The organism is Burkholderia sp. RS01 (genome assembly GCF_039748055.1).
Taxonomy (GTDB): Bacteria; Actinomycetota; Actinomycetes; order Actinomycetales; family Micrococcaceae; genus Arthrobacter.
Map to the genome: position 1 here is coordinate 59,197 of NZ_JBDLAK010000023.1, position 22,411 is coordinate 81,607.

22 protein-coding genes and 1 pseudogene are annotated in these 22,411 nt (G+C 62.5%); 12 read left to right on the forward strand and 11 right to left on the reverse strand.

The window, feature by feature from the left end:
- Positions 1-3: 3 nt before the first annotated feature.
- Positions 4-1,053: a 2-hydroxyacid dehydrogenase gene (locus ABFP37_RS18670; protein WP_347034488.1), complete on the forward strand. Its 1,050-nt coding sequence runs from the start codon at positions 4-6 to the stop codon at positions 1,051-1,053.
- A complete protein-coding gene (locus tag ABFP37_RS18675; protein ID WP_347034489.1) occupies positions 1,044-2,549 on the forward strand; it encodes an FGGY-family carbohydrate kinase in 1,506 nt (501 codons plus the stop codon). The genes ABFP37_RS18670 and ABFP37_RS18675 overlap by 10 nt, the downstream gene beginning before the upstream one ends.
- A 190-nt stretch (positions 2,550-2,739) precedes the next feature.
- Here ABFP37_RS18675 and ABFP37_RS18680 read toward each other — a convergent pair whose 3' ends face one another.
- Both ABFP37_RS18680 and ABFP37_RS18685 read right to left on the reverse strand, forming a co-directional pair.
- Positions 2,740-3,504 carry a haloacid dehalogenase type II gene (locus tag ABFP37_RS18680; RefSeq protein WP_347034490.1) on the reverse strand — a complete coding sequence of 255 codons (765 nt, stop codon included), beginning with the start codon at positions 3,502-3,504 and terminating at the stop codon, positions 2,740-2,742.
- 334 nt (positions 3,505-3,838) lie between these two features.
- Positions 3,839-4,807 (reverse strand): aldo/keto reductase, encoded by a 969-nt coding sequence (locus tag ABFP37_RS18685; protein WP_347034491.1) that lies wholly within the window; start codon positions 4,805-4,807, stop codon positions 3,839-3,841.
- A 253-nt stretch (positions 4,808-5,060) separates the two neighbouring features.
- On the opposite strand from ABFP37_RS18685, the gene ABFP37_RS18690 reads away from it, so the two are divergent.
- Complete coding sequence (locus ABFP37_RS18690; protein WP_347034493.1) at positions 5,061-5,183, forward strand: hypothetical protein; 123 nt, start codon at positions 5,061-5,063, stop codon at positions 5,181-5,183.
- Here ABFP37_RS18690 and ABFP37_RS18695 read toward each other — a convergent pair.
- The 8 genes from ABFP37_RS18695 to ABFP37_RS18730 form a co-directional block, all read right to left on the reverse strand.
- Positions 5,180-5,650, reverse strand: coding sequence for a ribose-5-phosphate isomerase (locus ABFP37_RS18695; RefSeq protein ID WP_347034494.1), 471 nt, complete (start codon positions 5,648-5,650; stop codon positions 5,180-5,182). The two genes, ABFP37_RS18690 and ABFP37_RS18695, sit on opposite strands and share 4 nt — an antisense overlap.
- A gap of 430 nt (positions 5,651-6,080) precedes the next feature.
- The gene (locus tag ABFP37_RS18700) at positions 6,081-6,920 is read right to left on the reverse strand and encodes an alpha/beta hydrolase (protein ID WP_347034495.1); all 840 of its coding nucleotides are present in this window, start codon (positions 6,918-6,920) and stop codon (positions 6,081-6,083) included.
- A 38-nt stretch (positions 6,921-6,958) separates the two neighbouring features.
- Positions 6,959-8,239, reverse strand: a complete 1,281-nt coding sequence (locus ABFP37_RS18705; protein ID WP_347034497.1) for an MFS transporter — start codon at positions 8,237-8,239, stop codon at positions 6,959-6,961.
- Positions 8,240-8,368: 129 nt separating this feature from the next.
- Entirely contained in the window at positions 8,369-9,232 is an 864-nt protein-coding gene (locus tag ABFP37_RS18710) for an NAD(P)-dependent oxidoreductase (RefSeq protein ID WP_347034498.1), read from the reverse strand.
- A 59-nt stretch (positions 9,233-9,291) separates the two neighbouring features.
- Entirely contained in the window at positions 9,292-9,954 is a 663-nt protein-coding gene (gene dhaL / locus ABFP37_RS18715; protein WP_347034499.1) for a dihydroxyacetone kinase subunit DhaL, read from the reverse strand.
- A gap of 8 nt (positions 9,955-9,962) precedes the next feature.
- Positions 9,963-10,967: a dihydroxyacetone kinase subunit DhaK gene (locus tag ABFP37_RS18720; RefSeq protein WP_347034500.1), complete on the reverse strand. Its 1,005-nt coding sequence runs from the start codon at positions 10,965-10,967 to the stop codon at positions 9,963-9,965.
- Positions 10,964-11,818 carry a sugar phosphate isomerase/epimerase gene (locus ABFP37_RS18725; protein ID WP_347034501.1) on the reverse strand — a complete coding sequence of 285 codons (855 nt, stop codon included), beginning with the start codon at positions 11,816-11,818 and terminating at the stop codon, positions 10,964-10,966. Before ABFP37_RS18725 ends, ABFP37_RS18720 begins: the two co-directional genes overlap by 4 nt.
- A gap of 146 nt (positions 11,819-11,964) precedes the next feature.
- Entirely contained in the window at positions 11,965-12,114 is a 150-nt protein-coding gene (locus ABFP37_RS18730; protein WP_347034502.1) for a hypothetical protein, read from the reverse strand.
- A gap of 297 nt (positions 12,115-12,411) precedes the next feature.
- Here ABFP37_RS18730 and ABFP37_RS18735 point away from each other — a divergent pair, with 297 nt between their 5' ends.
- The 9 genes from ABFP37_RS18735 (at position 12,412) to ABFP37_RS18775 (ending at position 22,108) form a co-directional block, all read left to right on the forward strand.
- Positions 12,412-13,953, forward strand: a complete 1,542-nt coding sequence (locus tag ABFP37_RS18735; protein ID WP_347034503.1) for a sugar ABC transporter ATP-binding protein — start codon at positions 12,412-12,414, stop codon at positions 13,951-13,953.
- The gene (locus ABFP37_RS18740) at positions 13,950-14,939 is read left to right on the forward strand and encodes an ABC transporter permease (protein WP_347034505.1); all 990 of its coding nucleotides are present in this window, start codon (positions 13,950-13,952) and stop codon (positions 14,937-14,939) included. The genes ABFP37_RS18735 and ABFP37_RS18740 overlap by 4 nt, the downstream gene beginning before the upstream one ends.
- A 53-nt stretch (positions 14,940-14,992) precedes the next feature.
- Positions 14,993-16,144 carry a substrate-binding domain-containing protein gene (locus ABFP37_RS18745; protein WP_347034506.1) on the forward strand — a complete coding sequence of 384 codons (1,152 nt, stop codon included), beginning with the start codon at positions 14,993-14,995 and terminating at the stop codon, positions 16,142-16,144.
- Positions 16,145-16,219: 75 nt separating this feature from the next.
- Positions 16,220-17,074 carry an NAD(P)-dependent oxidoreductase gene (locus ABFP37_RS18750; RefSeq protein WP_347034507.1) on the forward strand — a complete coding sequence of 285 codons (855 nt, stop codon included), beginning with the start codon at positions 16,220-16,222 and terminating at the stop codon, positions 17,072-17,074.
- Positions 17,075-17,126: 52 nt separating this feature from the next.
- A complete protein-coding gene (locus tag ABFP37_RS18755) occupies positions 17,127-17,921 on the forward strand; it encodes an SDR family NAD(P)-dependent oxidoreductase (RefSeq protein ID WP_347034509.1) in 795 nt (264 codons plus the stop codon).
- 82 nt (positions 17,922-18,003) lie between these two features.
- Positions 18,004-18,684, forward strand: coding sequence for a GntR family transcriptional regulator (locus tag ABFP37_RS18760; RefSeq protein ID WP_347034510.1), 681 nt, complete (start codon positions 18,004-18,006; stop codon positions 18,682-18,684).
- Positions 18,685-18,786: 102 nt separating this feature from the next.
- Positions 18,787-19,680 carry an alpha/beta hydrolase gene (locus ABFP37_RS18765; RefSeq protein WP_347034511.1) on the forward strand — a complete coding sequence of 298 codons (894 nt, stop codon included), beginning with the start codon at positions 18,787-18,789 and terminating at the stop codon, positions 19,678-19,680.
- 116 nt (positions 19,681-19,796) lie between these two features.
- Complete coding sequence (locus ABFP37_RS18770; protein ID WP_347034512.1) at positions 19,797-20,567, forward strand: SDR family NAD(P)-dependent oxidoreductase; 771 nt, start codon at positions 19,797-19,799, stop codon at positions 20,565-20,567.
- Positions 20,568-21,787: 1,220 nt separating this feature from the next.
- A complete protein-coding gene (locus ABFP37_RS18775) occupies positions 21,788-22,108 on the forward strand; it encodes a hypothetical protein (protein ID WP_347034513.1) in 321 nt (106 codons plus the stop codon).
- Here ABFP37_RS18775 and ABFP37_RS18780 read toward each other — a convergent pair.
- Positions 22,105-22,411 (reverse strand): annotated as a pseudogene (locus tag ABFP37_RS18780) (hypothetical protein); the annotation flags it as partial. The gene ABFP37_RS18775 and the pseudogene ABFP37_RS18780 sit on opposite strands and share 4 nt — an antisense overlap.

Below are 22,411 nucleotides of genomic sequence, written 5' to 3' on the forward strand. Positions count from 1 at the left end.
GCCATGAGTGAGTCCTTCCGCGCCCTGATCATCGGCGATAAGTACATCCCCACCGACAGCTACGCCGAATACCTCAGCGGCAGCGATCTGGCTGTCGATTACGTCGAATGGGAGGGCACCAAGGGCGAGCAACACGCCCTCCAGCAAATCACGGAGTTCAAGGGGGTGAACGCCGTCGAGGCCCCGGCAGCGCTCCTGGAAGCCGTGCACGATGCTGAAGCCATCGGTCTGCACTTCGCCCCCATCACCGCCGAGCTCCTCGGCAAAGCGCCCAACCTCAAGCTCATCGCCGTTGCCCGCACAGGCTTGGAAAACGTTGATATCGAGGAAGCCACGCGGCGCGGTATCGGCGTCGTTCCCGCGCTCGGACGCAACGCAGGCGCTGTCGCCGAGCTCGCGATCGGACTCATGCTCTCCGAAGCCCGCAACATCGCCCGCGCCGACGCCAGCGTCAAGAGCGGCGGCTGGCGCAAGGATTTCCCCGGCGCCCGCATCGAAATCGCAGGACGCACCGTCGGGATGGTGGGATTCGGGCACGTCGGCCGCGTCACGAGCGAACGCCTCTCCGGCTTCAAGCCCGACATTCTTACTTTCGACCCCTACGCCAGCGATGAACTCCTCCGCGAATCCGGGGTACGCCGCGTCGACACACTGGACGACGTCTTCCGCCAGAGCGACTTCATACTCGTCCAGGCCCGCCTCACCCCCGAAACCGAACGCTTCATCGGCGAACGCCAGTTCCGCCTCATGAAGCCTGACGCCTACTTCATCAACGGATCCCGCAGCCGCCTCGTCGACTACGACGCCCTCTACAACGTGCTGAGGGAAGGCGCCATCTCCGGCGCTGCACTGGACGTCTTCGATGAGGAACCCCTACCGGAAACCAGCCGGTGGCGTACCCTCGACAACGTGACGATCACCACTCACTACGGCGGAGACACAGAAGACACCAACCGCACCTCGGCGCGTCTTGTCACAGAAGCCATCACAGAGTTCGCCCAGACCGGGAAAATCGCCCGCGCGATCAACGCCAAGGACCTTGGATGGGCCTAACAGGCCAGGCCGATTACCTGCTCGGAATCGATGCAGGCCAGACGTTCACCAAGGCCGTCCTCTTTACACTGGACGGCCAGGAAACGGCGGCCGCCTCCACCTCCATTCCGACCACGTCTCCCCGCCCCAGCTGGCAGGAACGCGACATGGACCTCACGTGGGAGCGGACAGCATCGGCCATTCGCCGGTGCCTGAACTCCGCCGGGGTCAACCCATCGCAGATCCTCGCGGTGGGACTGTCCGGGCACGGCGACGGCCTTTACCTCGTGGACGCCGCCGGGAAACCCGTGCGGCCCGCAATCCTGGCGACCGACTCCCGGGCCTTCGCCGAAGCCAATCGTCTTGCCGAAGGCGACGCGGGGCGAAAAGCTCTTGCCGTCACCGGCCAGGTGCCCGCGCCGTACAGCCCAGCGGCACTCCTTGCCTGGCTCCAGAGCAAGGAGCCGGCAGCGCTGGTTCGCGCCAGATGGCTACTTCACTGCAAGGATTGGTTGAGGTTTCGTCTCACCAGCGAAATCGCCACCGATCCAACGGAGGCCAGCCACTCTTTCACGGATGCTGCGACCCAGACTTGGTCGGACGAGGTTCTGGCGCTGTATGGACTGGAAAATCTCAAACACCTCTTGCCGCCAATCGTCTCCAGCTCGTCCGTGGCGGGGACGGTCAGTGACATAGCCGCCGACCGGACCGGTCTTGCTGCCGGGACGCCAGTTATCACCGGCGCCCATGACGTCGATGCTGCCGCGCTCGGCATCGGCGCGGGAACGCCCGGGGCGATGAGCATCATCATGGGAACATTCAGCATTAATCAGATTGTCGCGGACCAACCGGTCAGCGATCCCCGCTGGCAGGCCCGGACCTTCGTCACGCCGGGGCAATACCTTCACATGTCAACGTCCCCTAGCAGCGCCTCGAACTTCGAGTGGGCCACGAAGGTCCTGGGAGACGGGGGCCCGCCGGACTATGCGGCTGTTGTCCGATCTGCCCGACTCGACGATCCCGCCTCGTTCGATGATTCCCCATTGTTCCTGCCCTACCTTTACGGTGCGCCACAAGGTGCCGGGGACCCGGGAGGCACGTTCTCGCGGATACGGGGCAGTCACGGCCGTGCCGATCTCTACAGGGCGGTGCTCGAAGGTATTGTGTTCAACCACCGGTGGCACGTAGACGCACTGAGGGAACGCCTCCGGATTAAAGGTGCTGTGCGGCTGTGCGGTGGCGGAGCTAAGAACCCGGTCTGGTCCCAACTGATGGCGAACGCCCTTCAGCTGCCCATCGAAGTCACGGACGCCGAAGAGGCAGGTGCCCGCGGCGCGGCGATTATGGCCGGCATCGGTATCGGCATCTACCAAGATGTCGAGGACGCCGCGACGAAAGCAGTCCGGCTCGTGCGGACACATCACCCCGATCAGGAATGGCAGGCACTCCTCGACAGCAGGTACGGTCGGTTCCTGCGGCTGATGGCAGCCGCCCGGGACGCGGCCGCCGACCTGTAACTGGCTTTGCGTTCGCTTTGCACCGGGTCCCGAGCACCTGCCGGGCTTAGCCCCTTCCGCGCGTCGGGTTTGTGTAGTGTCAGCCGTCGCCAGTCTTTGCAAGTGGGGGAGTGGCGGCATCCGGAATGTTCGTTTGGCTCGGGCCGAAAGAGCCGACGGCGCCCTGGCAGCTAGCAATCGCAGGGACGCACTACGCCGTGGCGGCAGGCCTTGCGGTGAGGCTTTGGGCCAGTTGTGTAAAGTCGTCGACGCTGATGTCCCAGTCTGATGCGGGCTCGAGGTCCGTCGTTTGCTTCGGGCCGTGTTCGGTTGCTCGCCGGACGAATGCCGTCGCCAGTCCGGCCTCGCGGGCGGCTCGGAGATCGTAGTTGTGGGCCGCGGCAAGCATGACTTCCCCCGGGTGGAGCCGCAGCACGGCCGCAACCCCGGTGTAAGCAGCCGGATCAGGTTTGTAGGTTTGAAACAGGTCCAGACCGATAACGACATCCCATGGGAGCCGGGCGTGTTTGGCCATGTTCACGAGCAGGGCCGTGTTGGCGTTAGACAACGGTCCCACGATGTAGCGTGCCTTCAGCCGCTCTAGTCCTTCCACGCTGTCCGGCCATGCCGGCAAAGATTCCCAGGCCCGGTTGAGTTCCTCTAGATCATCATCGGGGAAGTCTGATGGTGGGAAGCCGAGCGCGGCCAGCGCGGTTTTCAGGTTTTCAAGATGCAGCTGGTCCAGTGGGACGTACCTGCGGTCCCCCGAACGGATTGGAGCCATCGACGGGTAATAGTCCGCCCGCCATTTATCTGCCAGGTCGAAGGGCTCGAACGTGATTCCGTGCCTGTTTGCGAACTTCTTGGCTTCCCGCGCGACGCCGGCACGCCAGTCGACGACTGTACCGAAAGTGTCAAACAAGACAGCTTTGACGTTGCGGCCAGTGGAAGGCGAAACAAAAGTTGAATCATCCATGTTCTGTCGTTCAAGTCCTCAGCAAGTGGGGTCGTCCATCGACGGTTTGTCTTGGTTGGGGCCCATCCACCCCCTTCCTTGCGGGCCAGGCGACACGGACTTTCCTGGGGGCTGATGGGCTTGGTGAGGCTGGGTGGCGAGCTCCAAACGGGCGAGTCATGACTGAATCGTCGGCGGCGTTGTTGAAGGTCTCGAAGCCGGTGGCGTCCCAGCGCAGGCCTTGTAGGGCGGCGTGGTCGCCGTCCCGGGTCTACGGCAGCGCGGCCTTGTTCCCCGCGCCTCCGGTTACTGCCACTTTGTCCATTTTGGCCTTTCGTGATTGGGAGGAGACGAACTAGAACCCAGCAACCCTATGCGGGCGATAGGGTGCCTCCAGCTCCTGGATTTCCTCATCGTCGAGGGTGAGGCTGAGTGCTTGAATCGCGTCGTCAAGATGCTGCGGCTTGTTGGCTCCGATGAGCGGGGCAGTAACCCAGGGCCTGCTGATAAGCCAGGCCAGGGCAACCTGGGCCTGAGGGATTCCTCGGGCGCCCGCCACTCTCCCCACAGCATCGACGATTTCCTTGTCCCCGTCCTCGTAAAGCTCGATGGCAAACTGGTCGACGCCGCTGCGTGCGGTTTCCGTGCCCCATTCGCGGGACAGACGCCCCCGGGCCAGCGGGCTCCAGGGAATGACCCCAACGCCTTGGTCCACGCAGAGTGGGTGCATCTCCCGTTCTTCTTCCCGGTTGAGCAGGTTGTAGTGGTCGTGCATAGAGACGAACCGAGTCCAGTGGTTTGCTTTGGCGGTGTGCTGGAGCTTAGAGAACTGCCAGGCGAACATTGACGAGGCCCCAAGGTAGCGGACTTTGCCGGACTTGACCAGGTCGTGGAGAGCTTCGAGGGTCTCCTCTATCGGGGTGCCGGGGTCGAATCGGTGGATCTGGTAGAGGTCGATGTAGTCCGTGCCAAGGCGCCGGAGGCTGTCCTCAACCGCGGTGAAGATCGCCTTGCGTGACAGGCCACGCATGTTCGGACCGGTGCCAAACGCGCCGTGGACCTTCGTTGCTATGACTTGTTCCTCCCGGCGGCCGAAGTCTTGAAGCGCCCGCCCCAGAATTTCTTCGCTGGTTCCGTCTGAATATGAGTTGGCAGTGTCGAAAAAGTTGATGCCGGCGTCGAGTGCTTGTTTGATAATGGGACGGCTCGCGGACTCGTCCAGCGTCCATTTGTGAGCCCCTAGCCCGGGCTCCCCAAAGCTCATGCATCCGAGGGCAAGCTGGGACACTTCCAAGCCCGTTGCTCCTAGGCGAACGTATCTCATTGTTTCCTTCTCATTGATCGGGGCATCCATGGTTCAAGGCACCCTCCCGCCGCAAGTCATGGCCGTCTCGCCGGCGCTCAGAACGGCTTATGCGTTCGGTAGTGGATCCGGCGGACTACCGGCGCGCCCGGTGTGTGTTCGCCCTTGGGCTTTCGGTCCGTTGATGTGGATGGCACTTGCTCAAGCACCCAAGGATCCGCAGCACTTCTAGATCAGCGGGATTGCCTGCGTGATATGGCTAGAACGACAGACCATGTCGAACGAGCAAGAGGTCCCGCTAATCCACTGGTTGCTCATCGGCTTTGGGGGCATGCCCTGGCCGAGGGGGGTGCTCAAGGCCGGTGACATGCTGGCGGCCACGGCCCGCGTCTCTTAGCAGGAAGTGACACCTTCATAGTCCTTAATCAGGGTGACTTTTTCGGCGGAGGCGGAGGTCTCGTCAAAGGTGTAGGTGAGCCATTCGCGGGCGAGCCGGCGGGCGAGTTCCATGCCGACGACGCGCTGGCCGAAGGTGAGGACCTGGGCGTTGTTACTCAGCACGGAGCGTTCCACGGAGAAGCTGTCGTGGGCGGTGACGGCGCGGACGCCGGGGACCTTGTTCGCGGCGATGGCCACGCCGAGGCCGGTGCCGCAGACCAGCAGGGCGCGGTCGGCCTTGCCGGCAGCGATGAGTTCGGCGGCGGTGATGGCCACGGACGGGTACGGGGTGTGGCTGGTGGCATCCACCCCGACGTCGGTGACGGACTCGACCAGCTCGGAGGCCTCCAGGTCAGCCTTCAGGGCTTCCTTGTATTCGAAACCGGCGTCGTCGGCTCCGATGACCAGGCGCAGTTTGGTGCTCATGATTTCTCCTTGTATCTATTGGTCGTTGTGAGCGGGGTCCCGGAGGACCTTCCGGTTCCCGTTCTTGGTATTGGATGCAGTTGGGTCGATCCCTCGGTGCGTCAGGTCTTAGTGAGCATCCGGCCCGCTGTCTCAGGGGCTGTCCAATCATTGGAGGTACCTGAAGACAGACCAGCGTGCGCATAGGAGTTTGCAGCCTTGGACGTGGCGTGCCCCGAAGGCAGGCCGGGCGCTGCGGCCGGATCTTCGGAAGAATGCTTTTCCGCCACACGCCATGCAGACCAGGTGTCGGCGCCGAAAGTTGATGTCGGACCGTCCAAGGGAGTTGAATTCATTCACTTCCCATTCCTTGTTGTCGGCCTGACAGAGAACCAGCTTCACAATGGTTTCTCCTTCAATTTGCTCACCGGCGTAGCTCGGCAGCGTGCCGCTAGCCGAAGAAGTCCTTGAAGGCTTTGGCGAGGGTTTCGGGCTGTTCTTCGGGCACCCAGTGGCCGCATTCGTCGATGATGAGTTCGTCGACTGTTTCGGCCATCATGCGCAGGGATTTGCCGACTTCGGGACCGCGGCCCCACCCGTTGGCGCCTCCGACCGCTAGGGAGGGCACGGTGATCTTGGCGCCTCGGGCCTCATTGTCCTTTACGTCCTGGCCGACCATCCGGTAGTAGGCGAAGCCTGCCCGGAGGGCCCCGGGGGTGGTGTTGGTGCGGAGGTATTCTGTGACTGCATCGGGGGCGATGCAGTCGGGGCGGTATCCGTAGTTGGTGAAGAACCAGCCGAAGTAGTGGTGCTCACGGCCCTCGATGAGTGCTTCGGGCAGGTCCGGTGTTTGCAGGAAAGTGTGGTGCCAGCGCCTGCCGGCCTGGCCGATGTTCGCCTGACCGTCCCCTGGGATGGCGACGTCGACGACGGCCAGGTGCGTGACGGCGTCCTGGTGGTCGGCCGCCAAGGCGAAGGCAACGGTGCCGCCCCAGTCGTGGCCGGCAACGGCGAAGCGTTCGATGCCCAGGTGCTCGGTGACCAGTTCCCAAATATCGGCGGCGATGGTTTTCTTGTCGTAGCCGGACCAGGGACGGGTGCTGTCGCCGAGGCCCCGGAGGTCGGGGGCGATGATGTAGTAGTCGTCCTTCAGCAGCTCAATGACTTCGCGCCAGCAGTACCAGCTTTGCGGGTAGCCGTGAAGCAGAACCAGCGGCTTTCCCTGGCCGGCGGTGACGTAGTGCATCTTGAGGTCGCTGAGCTGGGCGTAATGATGTTCAACGGTGGGCATGATCGAGTGCTCCTGATGTGGGGTCGGAAGTTGTCCGTTTAGATGGTGGGTGCAGGTGCCGGCTCGGAGCCCGCGGCCGTTGCCGCGAGGGCAAGGCGCTTCCTGCGATTGACGGCGACGAGTGCGGCCAGGACGGCCGCAGCCAGCAGGACGTAGCCGAGGGTGTAGAAGCCCTGGGACACGGCCCCGCCGCCCGTGAGCAGGCCAACGAGTATGGGTCCGATGATGCCGCCGAAATTACCGACCGACAGGATGAAGCTGGAGGCATAACCGGTCTGATTGCGCGGCACCCCTTCAAGCGCCCATGGCCACCAAGGGCCGAACGCGGAGTGCAGGCCGACGCAGGCGATGCTGAGGAAAACAATGTCTACCGCCAGGTTGCCGGGGATGAAATGCTGGCCCAGCAACGCCAGACCGCTGATTCCAACCGGGATCGCGACAAAGGGCGTCCGCCGGCCGTCGTGCTTGTCCGACTGCCGCGAGGCGAAGTACATACCAACGGCGGCGAACACGAACGGGATGGTCGTGAGCCAGCCCACCGCCTGGATGCCTTCCTTCGACGCCTCTGTCAAAATGGTGGGCAACCACTGGTTGAAACCATAGAGGCCGGTCAGCCAGAGCAGGTAGGTGATGCTGATGAGCCAGATGCGCGGGTTCAGGTACACATCCCGCCAGGCCCCACCCTGCTCCTTTTCACCTGATGCACGGTTATCAAGAATGAACGTGCGCTCGGCATCGGTGAGACGGGCATCCTTCGCCGGGTCGTCCTTGATGAGGAACAGGACAGCGAACGCGATAATAACGGGCGGCACGCCCTGAACGATGAACATGGCACGGTAGTCCCAGTTGCTGATCAGCCAGCCACCCATCGGAGCCATGATAATGGCGGAAATCGGAATTGCCAGGAGCGCCAGACCTGATGCGCGGCCGCGTTCCCACGACGGGAACCACTTGACCAGGAAAATAGTGATCGCGGGGAAAACAAGGCCCTCGCCGAGGCCCAGCACGATGCGCACAATAATGAGTTGCGTGAAGTCATGCGTCAGGCCCGTGGCCGCGGAAGCCAGGCCGAAAACGATCAGTGCCAGGACCATGGAGCGTTTGGCTCCCAGCCGGCTAACGGCCAGGCCGGCGAAGGCGAGGCTCACGACGTAGCCCCAGAAGAAGGCCGAGAGCAGGACCCCCATCTGGGAGGCATCCAGGCCGAGTTCCTTGGACATCGCGGGGGCCGCGATGGACATGTTGGTGCGGTCGATGTACGCAACGAGGTATGAGATCAGCAGCAGTCCGCCGACACGCCACCATCGGGCGTTGGGCACGCTAGGGTGCGAATCCTGCTTCGCAGGGGTTGTAGTAGACATCTTCGTCCTCGATTCTTAAGTCAATGCTGAGCGGCGGATGAGCCGCTGTCGAGATGTTGTTCCGGACCGATAGAGGGTTGGTCGGGATCAGCTGTTGAAGGCCCGGATGACGGCGGAGTCATCGAGCCGCCCAAATCCTGCCGCTGACACGTCGTGGAACTTCGAGTTGGCTGCTTCAAGTAGCGGGATGTGGGCGCCGACGCGGGCTGCGGCCTCTTTTACCAGAGTTGAGTCCTTAACGAAGATGTCAACTGCGCTGAGGACGGGCGGTTCGTCGGTGCTGAGCATGCGGGGTCCGCGGTCGTTGAGCATGAATGAAGATGCTGCGCCGGCGCCTACTGTTTCCAGCACTGCTTTCGGGTCGAGGCCGAGCTGTTTGGCGAAGTTCAGGGCTTCTCCTGCGACGGCAAGGTGGACTGAGCACAGGAGCTGGTTGACGAGTTTGACTGCCTGGCCGTCGCCTACCCTGTTGCCGCTGCGGGAGATGTTGGTGCCCAGGTGCTGGAGGACGGGTCTGACTTTTTCGATGTCTTCATCAGCACCGGACGTAAGGATGGTCAGCTCGCCTGTGATGGCTCGCACGACCCCGCCGGTGACCGGCGCATCAACGACCCTGACGTTGTGGTTCTTCAGTCTCTCGGCCACCGATGTCACTGAGTCGATTCCGACGGAACTCATGATGATAGCGGTTGAACCGATTTTGAGGCCTTCTGCAGCACCGTCCGGACCGAAGAGTGCCTGATCGAGTTGCTCCGGGGTGGCGACCATGATGATCACTGTTTCGGACGCTGCGGCTGCTTTTGCTGCTGACTCGGCAGCGGTTGCCCCGAGTCGGACCAGTTCCCGGACACGGTCGGTGGCAAGGTCGAAGACGGTGACGTTGCAGTGGGGGATGAGGCGTTTGGCCATGGGAAGCCCGATGGCGCCAACGCCGATGAAGGAGACGTTCATTGGGTCACCTCGGGTGTGAGGACGATTCGGGTGTGGTTGCTCATGATGCCTTCCCTAGGTCAGCTGTGGGTGAGGATGGGGTGTCCGACCGGGGCGCCGGCGGAGGCGGCCAGGCTTTCCAGGACCAGGGTGATGGAAGTGGCCCCCGGGTCCTGGTGGCCGATCGTGCGGTCACCCAGGCGGCTGGCCCTGCCGATGCGCGCGATAAGTTCCTTGGTCTTTTCCGTGCCTGCGGCGGCTGCCTCCGCGGCGGCGCGCAGGACAGTGGCGGATGTCGCACCGGTCACTCTGGCCGCGACCGCCGCGGCCTCAGCCGCGGGGACGATGGCATCGACCATGGTCTTGTCCCCAACCACGGCCTTGCCCCTGCGCTGGATGGCGTTGGCCGCTGCGCTGATGGCTGCAGCGGTCTTTTCGGGGCTGCTCAGCGCTGAATCGGCGGTGCGCACCGCCAGACTTGATGAGAGGAATGCCGAGCCGAAGAGTGGGCCCATGGCGCCGCCGACGGCGTTCAGGACGGTGTTTCCGACCAGCTCCAGCAGTTCAACCGGGTCGGTGCTGTCGGACGTTGACAGCGCCTTTTCAACTGCGGCGAAGCTGCGGGCCATTGAAGTGCCGTGATCGCCGTCTCCCAGCGCTGCGTCCAGGTCGCAGAGATAGTCGCGGGCGGTCTGGACCTGCCTGCTGGCGTGGAGCAGGGCTTCTTTGAGGTCCAAGGACATGATGTCTCCTAGTGTTGTGGCTTGGTTTGGGTGAAGTGCGGGGTATGGGCAGGTTCCCTGAGCAGTTCAGAGGTTCTGTCGTCGAGCCTCATGAGTGTGATCGAGAAACCGTGCATTCCAAGTGCGGTGAAGTATTCGCCGACGAAGTTCACGTCGATGGCGATCCCGCGTTCCCGCAGGCGGAGTGCGGCCCTGCGGTAGGCGATGTACAGCTCCAGCAGCGGGGTGCCGCCGAGGCCGTTGATGACGACCGCGGCGCGGTCGCCCTCACGGAGCTGAAGGTCTTGGTTGATCTCCTCGATCAGCCGGTCAACGATCTCGTCGACCGGTACGAGGGGTTCGGTGGAGCGTCCGCGTTCGCCGTGGTGTCCGACGCCGACCTCCATCTGGCCCTCGTCAAGGCTGAAGGTGGGTTTGGTGCTGCCCGGTAGTGTGCATCCGTCCAGGGATACTCCCATGGTGCGGGTTGCCGCGTTCACGTCCAGTGCGAGCTGCTTGAGCTCGGCCAGGGATGCCCCTTGGCGGGCCGCAGCGCCGACTGTTTTCCAGATCAGGAATTGGCCGCTGACTCCGCGGCGCTGGTCCGGGCGGACGTTTCCTCCGGCGCCCAGATCGTCGGTGGCGACCGCCATTTCGACGTCGATTCCTTCGTCCCGGGCCATGTCGGCTGCCATTTCGAAGTTCATGACGTCACCGGAGTAGTTGCCCAGCAGGAGCATCACGCCCTGTCCAGTGTTGACGGTGCGGATTGCTTCCAGGACGCTGCCGACGGGCGGGGATGCGAAGACATCCCCGCACACGACTGCGTCGAACATTCCTTCTCCGATGTAGCCGATGAAGGCCGGTTTGTGGCCGGAGCCTCCACCGGTCACCACGGCGGCGCGGCCTGTCGGGGGAGTGGAGGATGTCACGACGCGGCTGGCCCCGCGGCGGTCCAGCTCCGGGTGCGCCAGAAGGAAGCCTTCGAGCATTTCGGTGACGGCATCGTCGGGGTCGTTGAGAAATCGGCTCATTTCATTGCCTTTGCTGGGGAGCGGAATACATGGTCGAGCCGTTGGAGGGCGTCGGCGACCTCGTCTTCTTTGGTGGCGAACGGGCTGTCGTGGGTTTCGAGTTCCAGGACGTAGCGGCCGGAGTAGCCCTCCCGTTGTGAGGCCTCGTAAAATTCTGCGAAGTCCACGTCCCCGGATCCGAGGACTTTACGGATGTCGCCGGGTTCGGCGTCGCGCAGATGGACGTGCACGACACGCGTCGCGAACTCCGCGTACGAGGCAGCCGGGTCTTCACCGGCGGCACGGATGTGGGAAACGTCGTACACCAGACCCACTGCCGGGTCCAGCAGGGCAAGCAGATCCCGCACCCGCTCGAGGGTGTTGATGAGACGGTAGTGATGGGGCGCCTCAACGGCGATCTGAACGCCATACCGCGCAGAGATGGCAGCCCCAGCATTGATGCCGGATGCCACTGCCTCCAGCTGCTGGCGGTAGGGGATGCCTTCGCGCTCCCGGGCACCGCACGGCAGCAAGAGAAGCGGGGCCCGGACCTCTGCGCAGAATACCGCCAGCGCCTCAATGCGGTCCAGAATTTCCAAGGCAGAGGTATCTTCGTTAAACGAGCCGGGGTCTGCGTTCACGCTCAAGACGTTCAGTCCGGATTCATTCACGATCCGGCCGGCATCCCTCATGTTCTCGGCTGAGCCGAAAAGCGGGACATGTTCGCATAAACCCTGCAGAGCTCCCAGATCAATCGCATCAAATCCCTGTTCCCGGATCTGCCGGAGGGCCTGCGGCAGTTCCTCATTACGGAAACAGATCGTGGAGCATGCAAGGGCGGCAGGCCCTGGGGTTCCGACAGCTGTATTCACGTCTATCGCTCACTTCCTTGTGTGTGTAACGGGTGTTCGCCTGCGTCATCGCCATCGACTCGCGCCGACGGCGAATCATCCGCCGGATTTCCACCGGGTGCGTCCTGGTCTTCGTCAAACGTGCGCTTGCAGCCCTCGAGCCGCGCTCACGCTGCTTCTTCCTGGTCAGTGCGGGCACTGATGGCGTAATTGGCCAGGGTCCCGGCGGCCTCCGCTGCGAGGAAGTCCTTGTACGAGAGCATCCCGTAGAAGTCCGTGTACCTCAGTGGTGAGGGAGTGCTGGTGCTGCGGGGCATTTCGGGGTCCTTCGCTGGCTGTGTTGCTTACATCACATGCTACTTTGTAGGACAAATATTTGTCAACAGAAATATGTATAGCAATTATTTGTTGGACAAAGTCTTGACGCGGCGTGATGTCTGTCACTACGCTCGATAGCAGAGCACCCAGTGCGACAACGACGACGCCCCTTGAGGAGCAACCCCGTGAAACACAGCAATACGAGGTCAGCCGCGCCTTTGGCCGGGACTGACCAGCCGGAAAGGTCGCCGGCACCCGGTGCGCGCAAGGAACCTGATGCGCCTAGGGAACTACTGGTGCAGGTATCTGATCTTCGAAAGACCTACGGTGCCGTGCAGGCGCTGAGGGGCGTCGACTTCGAGCTCGCGCCCGGCGAAGTTCATGCCCTTCTCGGTGAGAACGGCGCGGGCAAGTCCACCTTGATCAAGGTCCTCGCCGGTGTGGAAATCGGTGAAACCGGGACCCTGAAGATCTTCGGGGAAGAAAAGTCCTTTCGCTCGCCCGCCGAATCCAGGGGGGCAGGACTGGCGGTCGTCTACCAGGAACTGAGCCTCGTCCCGTCTTTGACCGTGGCAGCGAACATTTTCCTGGGCCGCGAGCCCCGGACCGTCTTCGGGGCGGTAAGACAGTCTGAAATTATGAGCCGGACCAAGGCGTTTCTCGCCGAGTACGGATTTCCGCTCGATCCCAAAGCTGTCGTCGGGGACCTGCCCTTCGCCTACCGTCAGATGACCGAAATCGCCAAGGCGCTCATGAGCAACGTGCGTGTACTTGTCCTGGATGAGCCGACGTCAGCGCTGAGCGAGGGGGAGGAAGAGGTCCTCTTCGACGCCGTGCGCAAGGTGACCGCCCGCGGGGTAGGCGTCATTTATGTGACCCACCGGCTCGGCGAGGTCTTCAAGCTCTCCCAGCGGGTCACGGTCTTCCGTGACGGCCTGCGGGTGGGGACCTACCCGACGTCGGAAATGGACATGAAATCACTGGTCAGCGCCATCATCGGTCCTAGGTCCATGGCTGCCGAAGTCGCGGACGCTCTCCAGGGTCATGGACCAAAGCAGGACAATGCACAACGATCTGCCCGGTCCGCACCGCCCGCGCTGGTCATGAGCGGTGTCGGGGACCAGCGGCTGCGCGAGGTGAACCTGGAGGTCCACGGCGGGGAGATCATGGGTCTTGCCGGCGTCATTGGCAGCGGGCGGACGGAAATTTTGGAGACCGTCTTTGGTCTGCGCCGGCCCCGCCAGGGCCAGCTCCAGATCCATGGGAAGCCCTACAGGCCGGCCAGCCCCATTGATGCGATACGGGCCGGGGTTGGTCTCGTGCCCGAAGACCGCCACGGGCAGGGCCTTGTCCTTGGCGACTCGATCGAGCGCAATATCGCTCTTCCCCGCCTCAAGCCTCTGACACGCCTGGGTTTCTTCAACCGCAGGGGAGCCGCTGAGCGCTCTCACGCGGCCATGAAAGAACTCTCGATCAAGGCCCAGAACCGCAAGACAATCGTTGGAACCCTCTCCGGCGGAAACCAACAAAAAGTTGTCTTCGGGAAGTGGCGTGAGCCGCGCTGCGATTTGCTTCTTCTTGACGAGCCAACCGTCGGCGTCGACGTCGGCGCCCGGGAAGAAATCTATGGTGTCATCCGACAGGCGGCAGCGTCCGGGACAGGGGTCCTGGTGGTCTCATCCGACCTCTCCGAGCTGCTGCTGCTGTGCCAGAAGATCACCATCGTCCGGGACGGACGCACGATCCGGACCATACATCGGGATGAAGTGGACTCCGAAGAAGCCCTTCATCACCTCGTCCACACCTCAAGTCCCAGCAAGCCAGGAGTCCTGTCATGAGCCAGACAACCCAAAGCGCCACCAAAGCCGGTGGCACTGCGCCAAGCGTGAAAACCCTGAAGAACCTGGTGCGCGGGGATCGCCCGTACGTTCTCTACGCGGCATTCGCTGTGCTGATCGTTGCCTTCAGCTTTGCCTCCCCAGTGTTCTTTTCATCCTCGAACTTCCTCAATATCGGGCGCCAGACCGCGCTGGTCACCATCATCGCCGTGGGCATGACCTTCGTCATCATCGCCGGAGAAATCGACCTCTCCGTGGCATCGACCCTGGCGTTGTCCGGAATGAGCGCAGCGCTGGCCATCCAGCAATCCGGGGGCAACTGGGCTCTGGGCGCCGCCGCCGGCCTCGCGACCGGGGCCGTCGTGGGGTTGGTGAACGGCCTGCTGACCACCATGCTGGCAATCCCCTCATTCCTGGTAACGCTGGGCATGCTGGGCATTGCTCGAGGAATAGCACTCATGCTGACCGGCACAACGCCCGTCGTGGTCAACAGCCTTGCCTTCTGGGACACTTTCGGCGAAGGAGCGATCTTGGGCGTTCCCGCACCCATCGTTATGACCATCGTGGTCATTGCCGCGGGCGCCTACGTGCTGCACTTCTCAACCTTCGGCCGGAGGGTGTTCGCAACGGGAGGCAACGCCACCGCCGCCCGCTACTCCGGCATCAACACCCGTCGCACAAAGACCCTGGCCTTCGTGATCACCGGCGCCCTTGCCGGACTTGCCGGCCTGATCCTGACTGCCCGAGCCCACGCCGCCCGTCCCGACATCGCCGCCGGACTGGAGCTGGACGTCATCGCCGCAGTAATCCTCGGTGGAACCAGCCTCTTCGGAGGCCGGGGAGCCATCCTTGGCACCGTACTCGGCAGCCTGATGATCGGCGTCCTCAACAACGGGCTGACGCTCATGGGCGTCAGCTCCCAGGCCCAGCTGGTGGTCAAGGGCGCCATCATCATCGCCGCCGTCGCCTTCAGCCGCCGCAAGTAATGCCCGGCCTTTCCCAACGTTCGCATCAAACCGCCAAACAACAGGAGCACTGCATGAAGACGTGGAAGACATCAAAAGGCGCCGCCGCAACGGCCGCCATCCTCAGCGCGATCCTCCTCGCCGGATGTTCCTCCGGAACCGCCAGCAGCACCGCGTCTGCACCAACCATCGACCCCGCCTCCGTTGAGCCCAAAGGCCTGGTCGGCCTGGGCCCCAACGGCGAAAAGCCCGCCCTGCCCTCCGAGGTAAAACTCACCCCTGAACAGGCGGCCAAGGTGCGGGCCGGCAACTTCAAGGTCGGAATCTCGATGCAGACCATGGACATCGATTTCGCCAAAGTGCAGACCACCGTCCTGAAAAAAACCTTCGAGGAAAACGGCGTCAAGGTCATCGGCACCACAGATGCACAGTGGAAAGCCGAGAAGCAGATCGGCGACATCGAGAACCTCATCCAGCAAAAGCCCGATGGCATCCTCGGTGTCCCGGTCGACGATGTCGCCACGGCAGCCGCATTTGCCAAGGTGGGCAAGTCCGGAATGAAGCTGGTCATGATTGACCAAGTGCCCAAGGGCCTGAAATACCCCACCGACTACCAGTCTTCCGTCCAGGCCGACGGCAAGGGCAACGGACAGGTCGCAGCCGAAATGCTAGCCTCCAGGATTCCCGACGGCGGCACTATGGGCCTGGTGAATTTCGGCAACGACATCTTCGCGACCAACGAACGCACCAAGGGCGCGAAGGAATGGCTCGCCAAGAACCGACCCGACATCAAAGTCAAGGAAACGGCCTTCAGCGACCCGTCCAAGGCTGGCCAGGTGGGCGGGGACTTCGTCACCGCCAACCCGGACATCAAGGGACTGTGGGTGGTGTGGGACGCGCCCGCACTGGAAGTGATCAGCGCACTTCGCGGCCAGGGCGCAAATATCCCCGTCGCCACCATCGACCTTGGCCAGCAGCTCACCGCCGAAATCGCCCAGGGAGCAGACATCGTGGGCGTGGGGGCCCAGCGCCTGACCGATCAGGCCAAGGCCGAAGCCAACGCCATGATGCTCTCCCTCATCGGAGAAAGCGCACCCTCCTACATCGCAGCCCCTGCACTGGCCGTCACCAAGTCCAACCTCACCGACTCCTTCAAGGTCGTCTTCGACGCCCCCGCTCCTGCCGACATCGTGGCCGCCTGCCAGAAGAACCCAGGCTGCAAGTAACCTCCGACGGTGTCCGGTCCGGACAGCTCCGGGCCGGACACTGCCACCCACCCTCAGACAAGGACAACGATTTCCATGACACGCGTCATCGTCACCGGCGGCAGCGGCAAACTGGGCCGCGCCGTCGTCAAAGAACTGGCCGAGAACGGCTGGGAAGTAATCAACCTCGACCACTCAGCACCGCGCTCCAAATCACCGGCCCCCTTCATCCAGGTCGACTTCACCGACTTCGGTCAAACCCTCGAATCGATGCTCGCCATCGACGAGCAATACACCGGCGTCGACGCCGTCGTCCACCTGGCCGCCATCCCGCGCCCTGGCCTGCGCCCCAACGCAGCCACATTCGGCAACAACTTCATGTCCACCTACAACGTGTTCGCCGCCGCGCGCCACGCCGGTATCAAAAACATCGTCTGGGCATCCAGCGAATCCGTCCTCGGCCTGCCCTTCGACCGGGTCCCGCGCTACATTCCAGTGGATGAAAACGTGGCGCGGCCCGAAACAACCTACTCGCTGGGCAAGTTCCTCGAAGAGCAGATGGCCGGCGTCCTCACCGGACGCGACCCGGACCTGAAGATGATCGCCCTTCGCTTCTCACATGTCATGGACGTCGCGGACTACGCACCCTTCCCGGGCTTCGACGACACCCCCGAACTGCGCAAATTCAATCTCTGGAGCTACGTCGATGCCCGGGACGCCGCCCAAGCGGTCCGCAAGTCCCTCGAATACACCGGCACCGGGTTCGAGGCATTCATCATCGCCAACGGCGACACCGTCATGACCAAGTCCAACTCCGAACTCGTCGCGGAGTTCTACCCAGGCGTCCCGTACACCGCGCCCGAAGGACCCAACGACACCCTGCTGTCCATCGACAAGGCACGCAAGATGCTCGGCTACGAACCAAAACACACCTGGCGCAACGAAGTCTGACGATAAACCGCAGCACCCGTCCCCCGCAGCGGAAACACAACATAGAGAGATCATGAACATGCCTTCAACATCGACCCGGCCCCTGGCCATCGTTACCGGCGCCTCCAACGGCATCGGATACCAGTTGGCGCTTCAGCTGGCGCAGCACGGCCACGACTTGGTCGCCACCGGCCGTAGCGAAAAGATCTTCCAGACCGCCGATGACTTCAGGCGCTACGGCGCGGGGGTCACTCCCGTCCAAGCCGACCTGAGCAAATACGAGGAAGTCGAGCGCTTCTGGAAGGAAGCAACCGCCCTAGGGCGCCCTGTCGCCGTCGCGGTGATCAACGCGGGGATCGGCATCGGCGGGGCAGCGTTCTGGAATACCGACCTGGAAGAGGAGCTCAAGCTCATCGATGTCAACGTCACCTCCGTCGTCCACCTCGCCAAGCGCGTGGTCACCCACATGCAGGCCAACCAGTCAGGACGGATTCTCTTCACATCGTCCATCTCCGCGACCCAGCCCACGCCCTACGAAACCGTGTACGGTCCCAGCCGCGCCTTCGTTTTCTCCTTTGCAGAGTCCCTCCGGGAGGAACTGAAGACCGAAGGAGTCAGCGTGACAGCACTCCTGCCCGGAGCAACGGACAGCGACTTCCACGCCCGGGCCGGGATGGGTAACACGGACATCGGACGGATGAAGAAGAACGACAGGGTCCTCGTCGCCAAGCAAGGCTACGAGGCGATGATGAAAGGCAAGGACCACGTCGTGGGCGGCGACTGGGCAACCAAGAGGACCGGCTTCTTCAACCGCTTCCTGACGGAAACCTACAAGGCCGCGCGCCAGGGCAACGCCGCGAAACCCTGACGCGCCGGGCACCCCGGGGGCGCCCGCGCCCATACGCGGCTATGATAAATGTCAACAATTATTTAGGGACGAAGGTGCTCCAATGACTATGGCCTCGGCCTTTGACAAGAGAACGCTCAGGGATCGCTGCACGCAGTATGTGCGTGACCAGATCATCTCCGGCGCCATCAAACCGGGCGAGCACCTTAAGGAAATGCACCTCAGTGAGGAGATGGGGGTCAGCCGCGGCACGCTGCGTGAGGCGCTTCGTCCCCTCGAAACCGAGGGGCTCATCGTCGATGATGGAAAGCGCCACATGCTGGTGCGGGAAATAACGTCCCAGGAAATTCTGGACGTCTTCGAAGTGCGCGCAATGCTCGAAACGCTCGCGGCGCGAAAAATCGTCGCGAGCGACCGGCGCGAAGAAATGACCCAGGAGCTCAGGCGGGACCTGGAACCTCTCAACGAGCCCGGTCTCGAATTCGCGCGGCAGCTCGAAGTGGATTTGAAGTTCCACGAACGGCTGTGCGCTCTGGCAGGCAATCCCACCCTGCTCGCGGCGTGGCGGAATCTGATCGGGCAGATTGAAATGATGATCATCGCCGCGGGCCCGGACAAGGCCAGCGGCCGGATGCGCTTTGATGAGCACATCCAGATCGTCGAGGCCATCGAGTCCGGAGTGGAAGACAAAGCGGTCGCTGCCCTGAGGGATCATATGAATGATTTCTGTTCCCGCTATGTCGGGGACCTCGTGGAGCAGGAGTTGCAGGAGGCAACGGGATAATTCCCCTGCCCGGATCACGTATTTCCCCCACCCTTACAGGAGCACACCCCACGATGCCCGCTGTCGATGCACCATGCCCGGAACTCACACAGGAGGTACATCTTGGCCCACCAGGACGAGGTGCCTGAGCTCATCCATCACAAAGCGTGGATCAGCCAGGACGAGAACGTCCGCATTCACTATGTGACGGCGGGTACCGGCGATAGGACGATGCTGCTCATCCATGGAGCACCGCAGACCTGGTACGCCTGGCGCCGGATGATCAAGCCCCTCACCATGGCAGGATACAAACTGATCATCCCCGACTACCGCGGCGCAGGAAGCTCCTCCAAGCCGACGGCAGGCTATGACAAGTGGACCATGGCCCAGGATCTTCACGAGCTGGTTCATACTCACCTAGAGGTTCGCGAACCGGTGGCAGTCGTCGGACATGACGTCGGCTCCATGGTCGCGTCCGCCTACGCACTTCGTTACCGCACCGATGTCCGCACCCTGACCACCATGGAAGCGCCTTTGCCGGGCACCAGCTACTTCGAAGAACGGAAGAACGCCAAGAGCGCCTGGCACTTCGATTTTCACGCCGCCACAGACATCGCCGTACACCTCACACACGGCCGCGAAAAGTGGTACATCAACCGATTCTTCCAGGACCTTTCCTACAACCCCGAAGCCATCTCGCCGGCAGACCTTGACTATTACGCGCGCTCCTTCGAAGCCCCCGGCGCAATGAGAGCGCTTTTCGAGGCGTACGCCGCCTTCGAACGCGATGTCGAGATACACCGCGCCAACCTGGCCGAACACGGCAAAATCCACATGCCCGTACTGGCCACCGGGGGAGCGGAACAGTCCCTGGCCCGGAACTACGCCCCCATGATGGAAGAAATAGCCAGCGACGTCACCGGGCACCTGGTGCCGGACTCCGGCCACTGGGTGCCGGAAGAGAACCCGGAGTATCTGGCCAGGCTCCTGGTCGACTTCGATTCCGCCCAGAACTGATCCTTCTCCAGACAGTGGGGCACGACAATAGACCACTTCCGGGCGCCAGGGCGCCCCGCCCTGCGGTTCTCGGTGAGGCTGCAGGACCATCCGCATACAAAATCAGGAGTAGAGCAATGACAGGACTTGCACTCGTTACGGGAGCTTCCGCCGGAATCGGCTTCCATCTCGCTGACGGGCTCGCGCAGCGCGGCTATGAGATTGTTGGTGTGGGTGCCAGCTCACGTATCGATGAACTTCCCGAACGGCTCCCAGAGGCGAAGGTGCACCCGGTCAGGGCAGATCTGTCCAGCAAAGGAGGTGCCGACGCCGTCTGGGAGGCTGTCGTTGCCCTGGGTCGTCCTCTGGACGTCGCAGTGCTCAACGCCGGAATGAGTCTAGGCGGTGCATTCATCGACACCGATCTTCAACAAGAACTCAAAATGCTCTCTCTGAATGTGACCTCCCAAGTGGTGTTGGCCAAGCATGTGGCCAGACACATGGCACAGAACAAGCAGGGAAATGTCCTTATTACCAGTTCGCTCTCTGCAACGACCCCGACCCCGTTCGAATCAATCTATGGACCAACACGCGCCTTCATGTACAGCTTCGCGCAGGGACTGAGAGAAGAGCTTGGGGAGCACAACGTTAATGTCACCGCACTCCTGCCAGGGGCCACAGCCACCGAGTTCCACGATCGAGCGGGCATGCAGAACACGGCATTCGGCGACAACTCGACAAAGAATGACCCACGACTTGTGGCGCGCCTCGGGCTTGAAGGACTGTTTGCCGGCCGTGATCATGTCGTCGGAGGAGGGCCAAGCACGCGACGGGCAGCGCTGATAAACAAATTCCTTCCAGAACAACTCAAGGCTCGACGGTTCGCTTCGATGTCCCGCGAAAAATAAGGGGAAAGTAGATCGCCGCACGCAGACGCAGAGCGTGCGCCACTGCTGGTTGGCCCCCCAATGTCCCTATGGCGGGGTTTGGAACTACATCCATCTCGCCAGAGGCCAGTACGAGAGCGATTTCCCGGCCTATTTCCTCCAAAGCTCCAGTGATGACGGTGGGGGCGGCCGATCATGGGTTCTTCCGCTAGGCGGCCGGGCGTTGCCTCCCCCTTGTCTGGATTGGCTTCCTCGTTCTCTTTGATGGCCTGCATGATGCGGTCGGTGACCTCGTTGATCCGGCTGATGCCGTCCACCTGGGTCAGGATGCCACGGCTGGCCTACTTGGCCACTACAGCTTCAGTCTGCTGATGGTAGAGGGCCAGTCGGTGGCGGATGACGGTCCGCCGATAACTTAAATCCGGCGAGATGGAGCAGCCCGGGTAATTGCCGACGGTGTGGCAGCCTTCGTGGTGTGAGCCCTTTTGTGCCAAAGCGTTTGGATCTTCCCGGTTGGTCATGTCAGTGTCTGCCCGTTACGCGATGAGATGACCAACAGGAGGTGGCTGCAGCGATGACGATCCTTAAGGCCGACAAAGACGTTTAATCTGCTCGAATCGCCGCGACCCGATGTTGTTAACACCCGACGTTCAGATTCGGAGGCCGAGGGAGTTGGGCAATGTTGAGGCGTCTCGTTGTTCCTTCGGTGTTGCTGCCGCAAGGCAAAAGGTGGTGTGCACAATGTGCACATCCTAGGCTTCGGACTGGCTCGTACCGGGGCCGGATCGGGCCGGACTCCGCATGATTCCGGGGGAGCCCACTGTTTGCAAGGGCGGGAATGCAGTTCGTTTCATTTTTGAGCCAAAGGATGAGGCGATGGGTCACAGATAGTGGAGGGCTATTTGAAATCTGTTCCTTGGAGAGGAAGCACCCTCGCAATCCTCAACCAACAACCATCCCGGAAAGCAATCCGCACAACAGGTGCTCTCGGCGGCCGCGGCCCGCACGCGTTTACGGGAGCGGTCCGAAAGCAAGCAGCCCGCGACCCCGAGCAAATCGCCATATCCGCCCAAGAGCCAGCCATTAGATGCGCGCGTTCTCAAGCGACACGCAGTGGAGAGAAGCCAACCGCGTGGGCGGTCGACGACCTGCGCCGGGCGGTCCGACGCGGCCTGGCCGTCGGGGATTTCACTCTTCTTTTTCTTTGGATCAGGTTCCGGTCAAGCGGAGGCGGTGCCTGCATGGCCGAGATGGACGCCTTCGTTAGAGGCGTGCGGGCACTGTCAGAGAAGGACAGGCTCGTGTTGGGCTTCATCGTCGACGAGCTGGACAACGCCTATCTGCCAGAGGCGCACTCATCGGCCGGGAATAGCCGCCCTAATCGTCACAAAGAGTCGGCATTCGGCACGCTTTTTGTTTCCGTACACTGTACGTTCACGACAACGTCAAAACTCATTTTCGAGCCAAGCAGTACGTCAGTTGGGCAAAAACGAACGACGGCGGGAGCCTCCCGCCGTCGTTCGTCTTCTATGTTTTTGGGTTGCTTGCGTGCGCGGGGCTAGGAAGCACTTCGGCCCGAGGTGACGAGGACTGCCACGCCCTGCGCCTTTTCGGCCTCTGTGGGCTGCAGGTCCGCTTCGAGGGTTGAGTTCTTGGACGGGTCCTTGATCATGATGGCGGCAACGAGGGTGAGCGCGATGCACCCCGTGACGTACCAGAAGAAGGTGGACTCCATCCCGCCCTGCTTCAGTGCGAGGGCAATGGGCTCCGCCGTGCCGCCGAAGGTTGCCGCGACCAGGGCGTGGGGGAGGCCGACTCCCAGGGCACGGACGCGGGTGGGGAACATTTCTGCCTTGACGATGGCC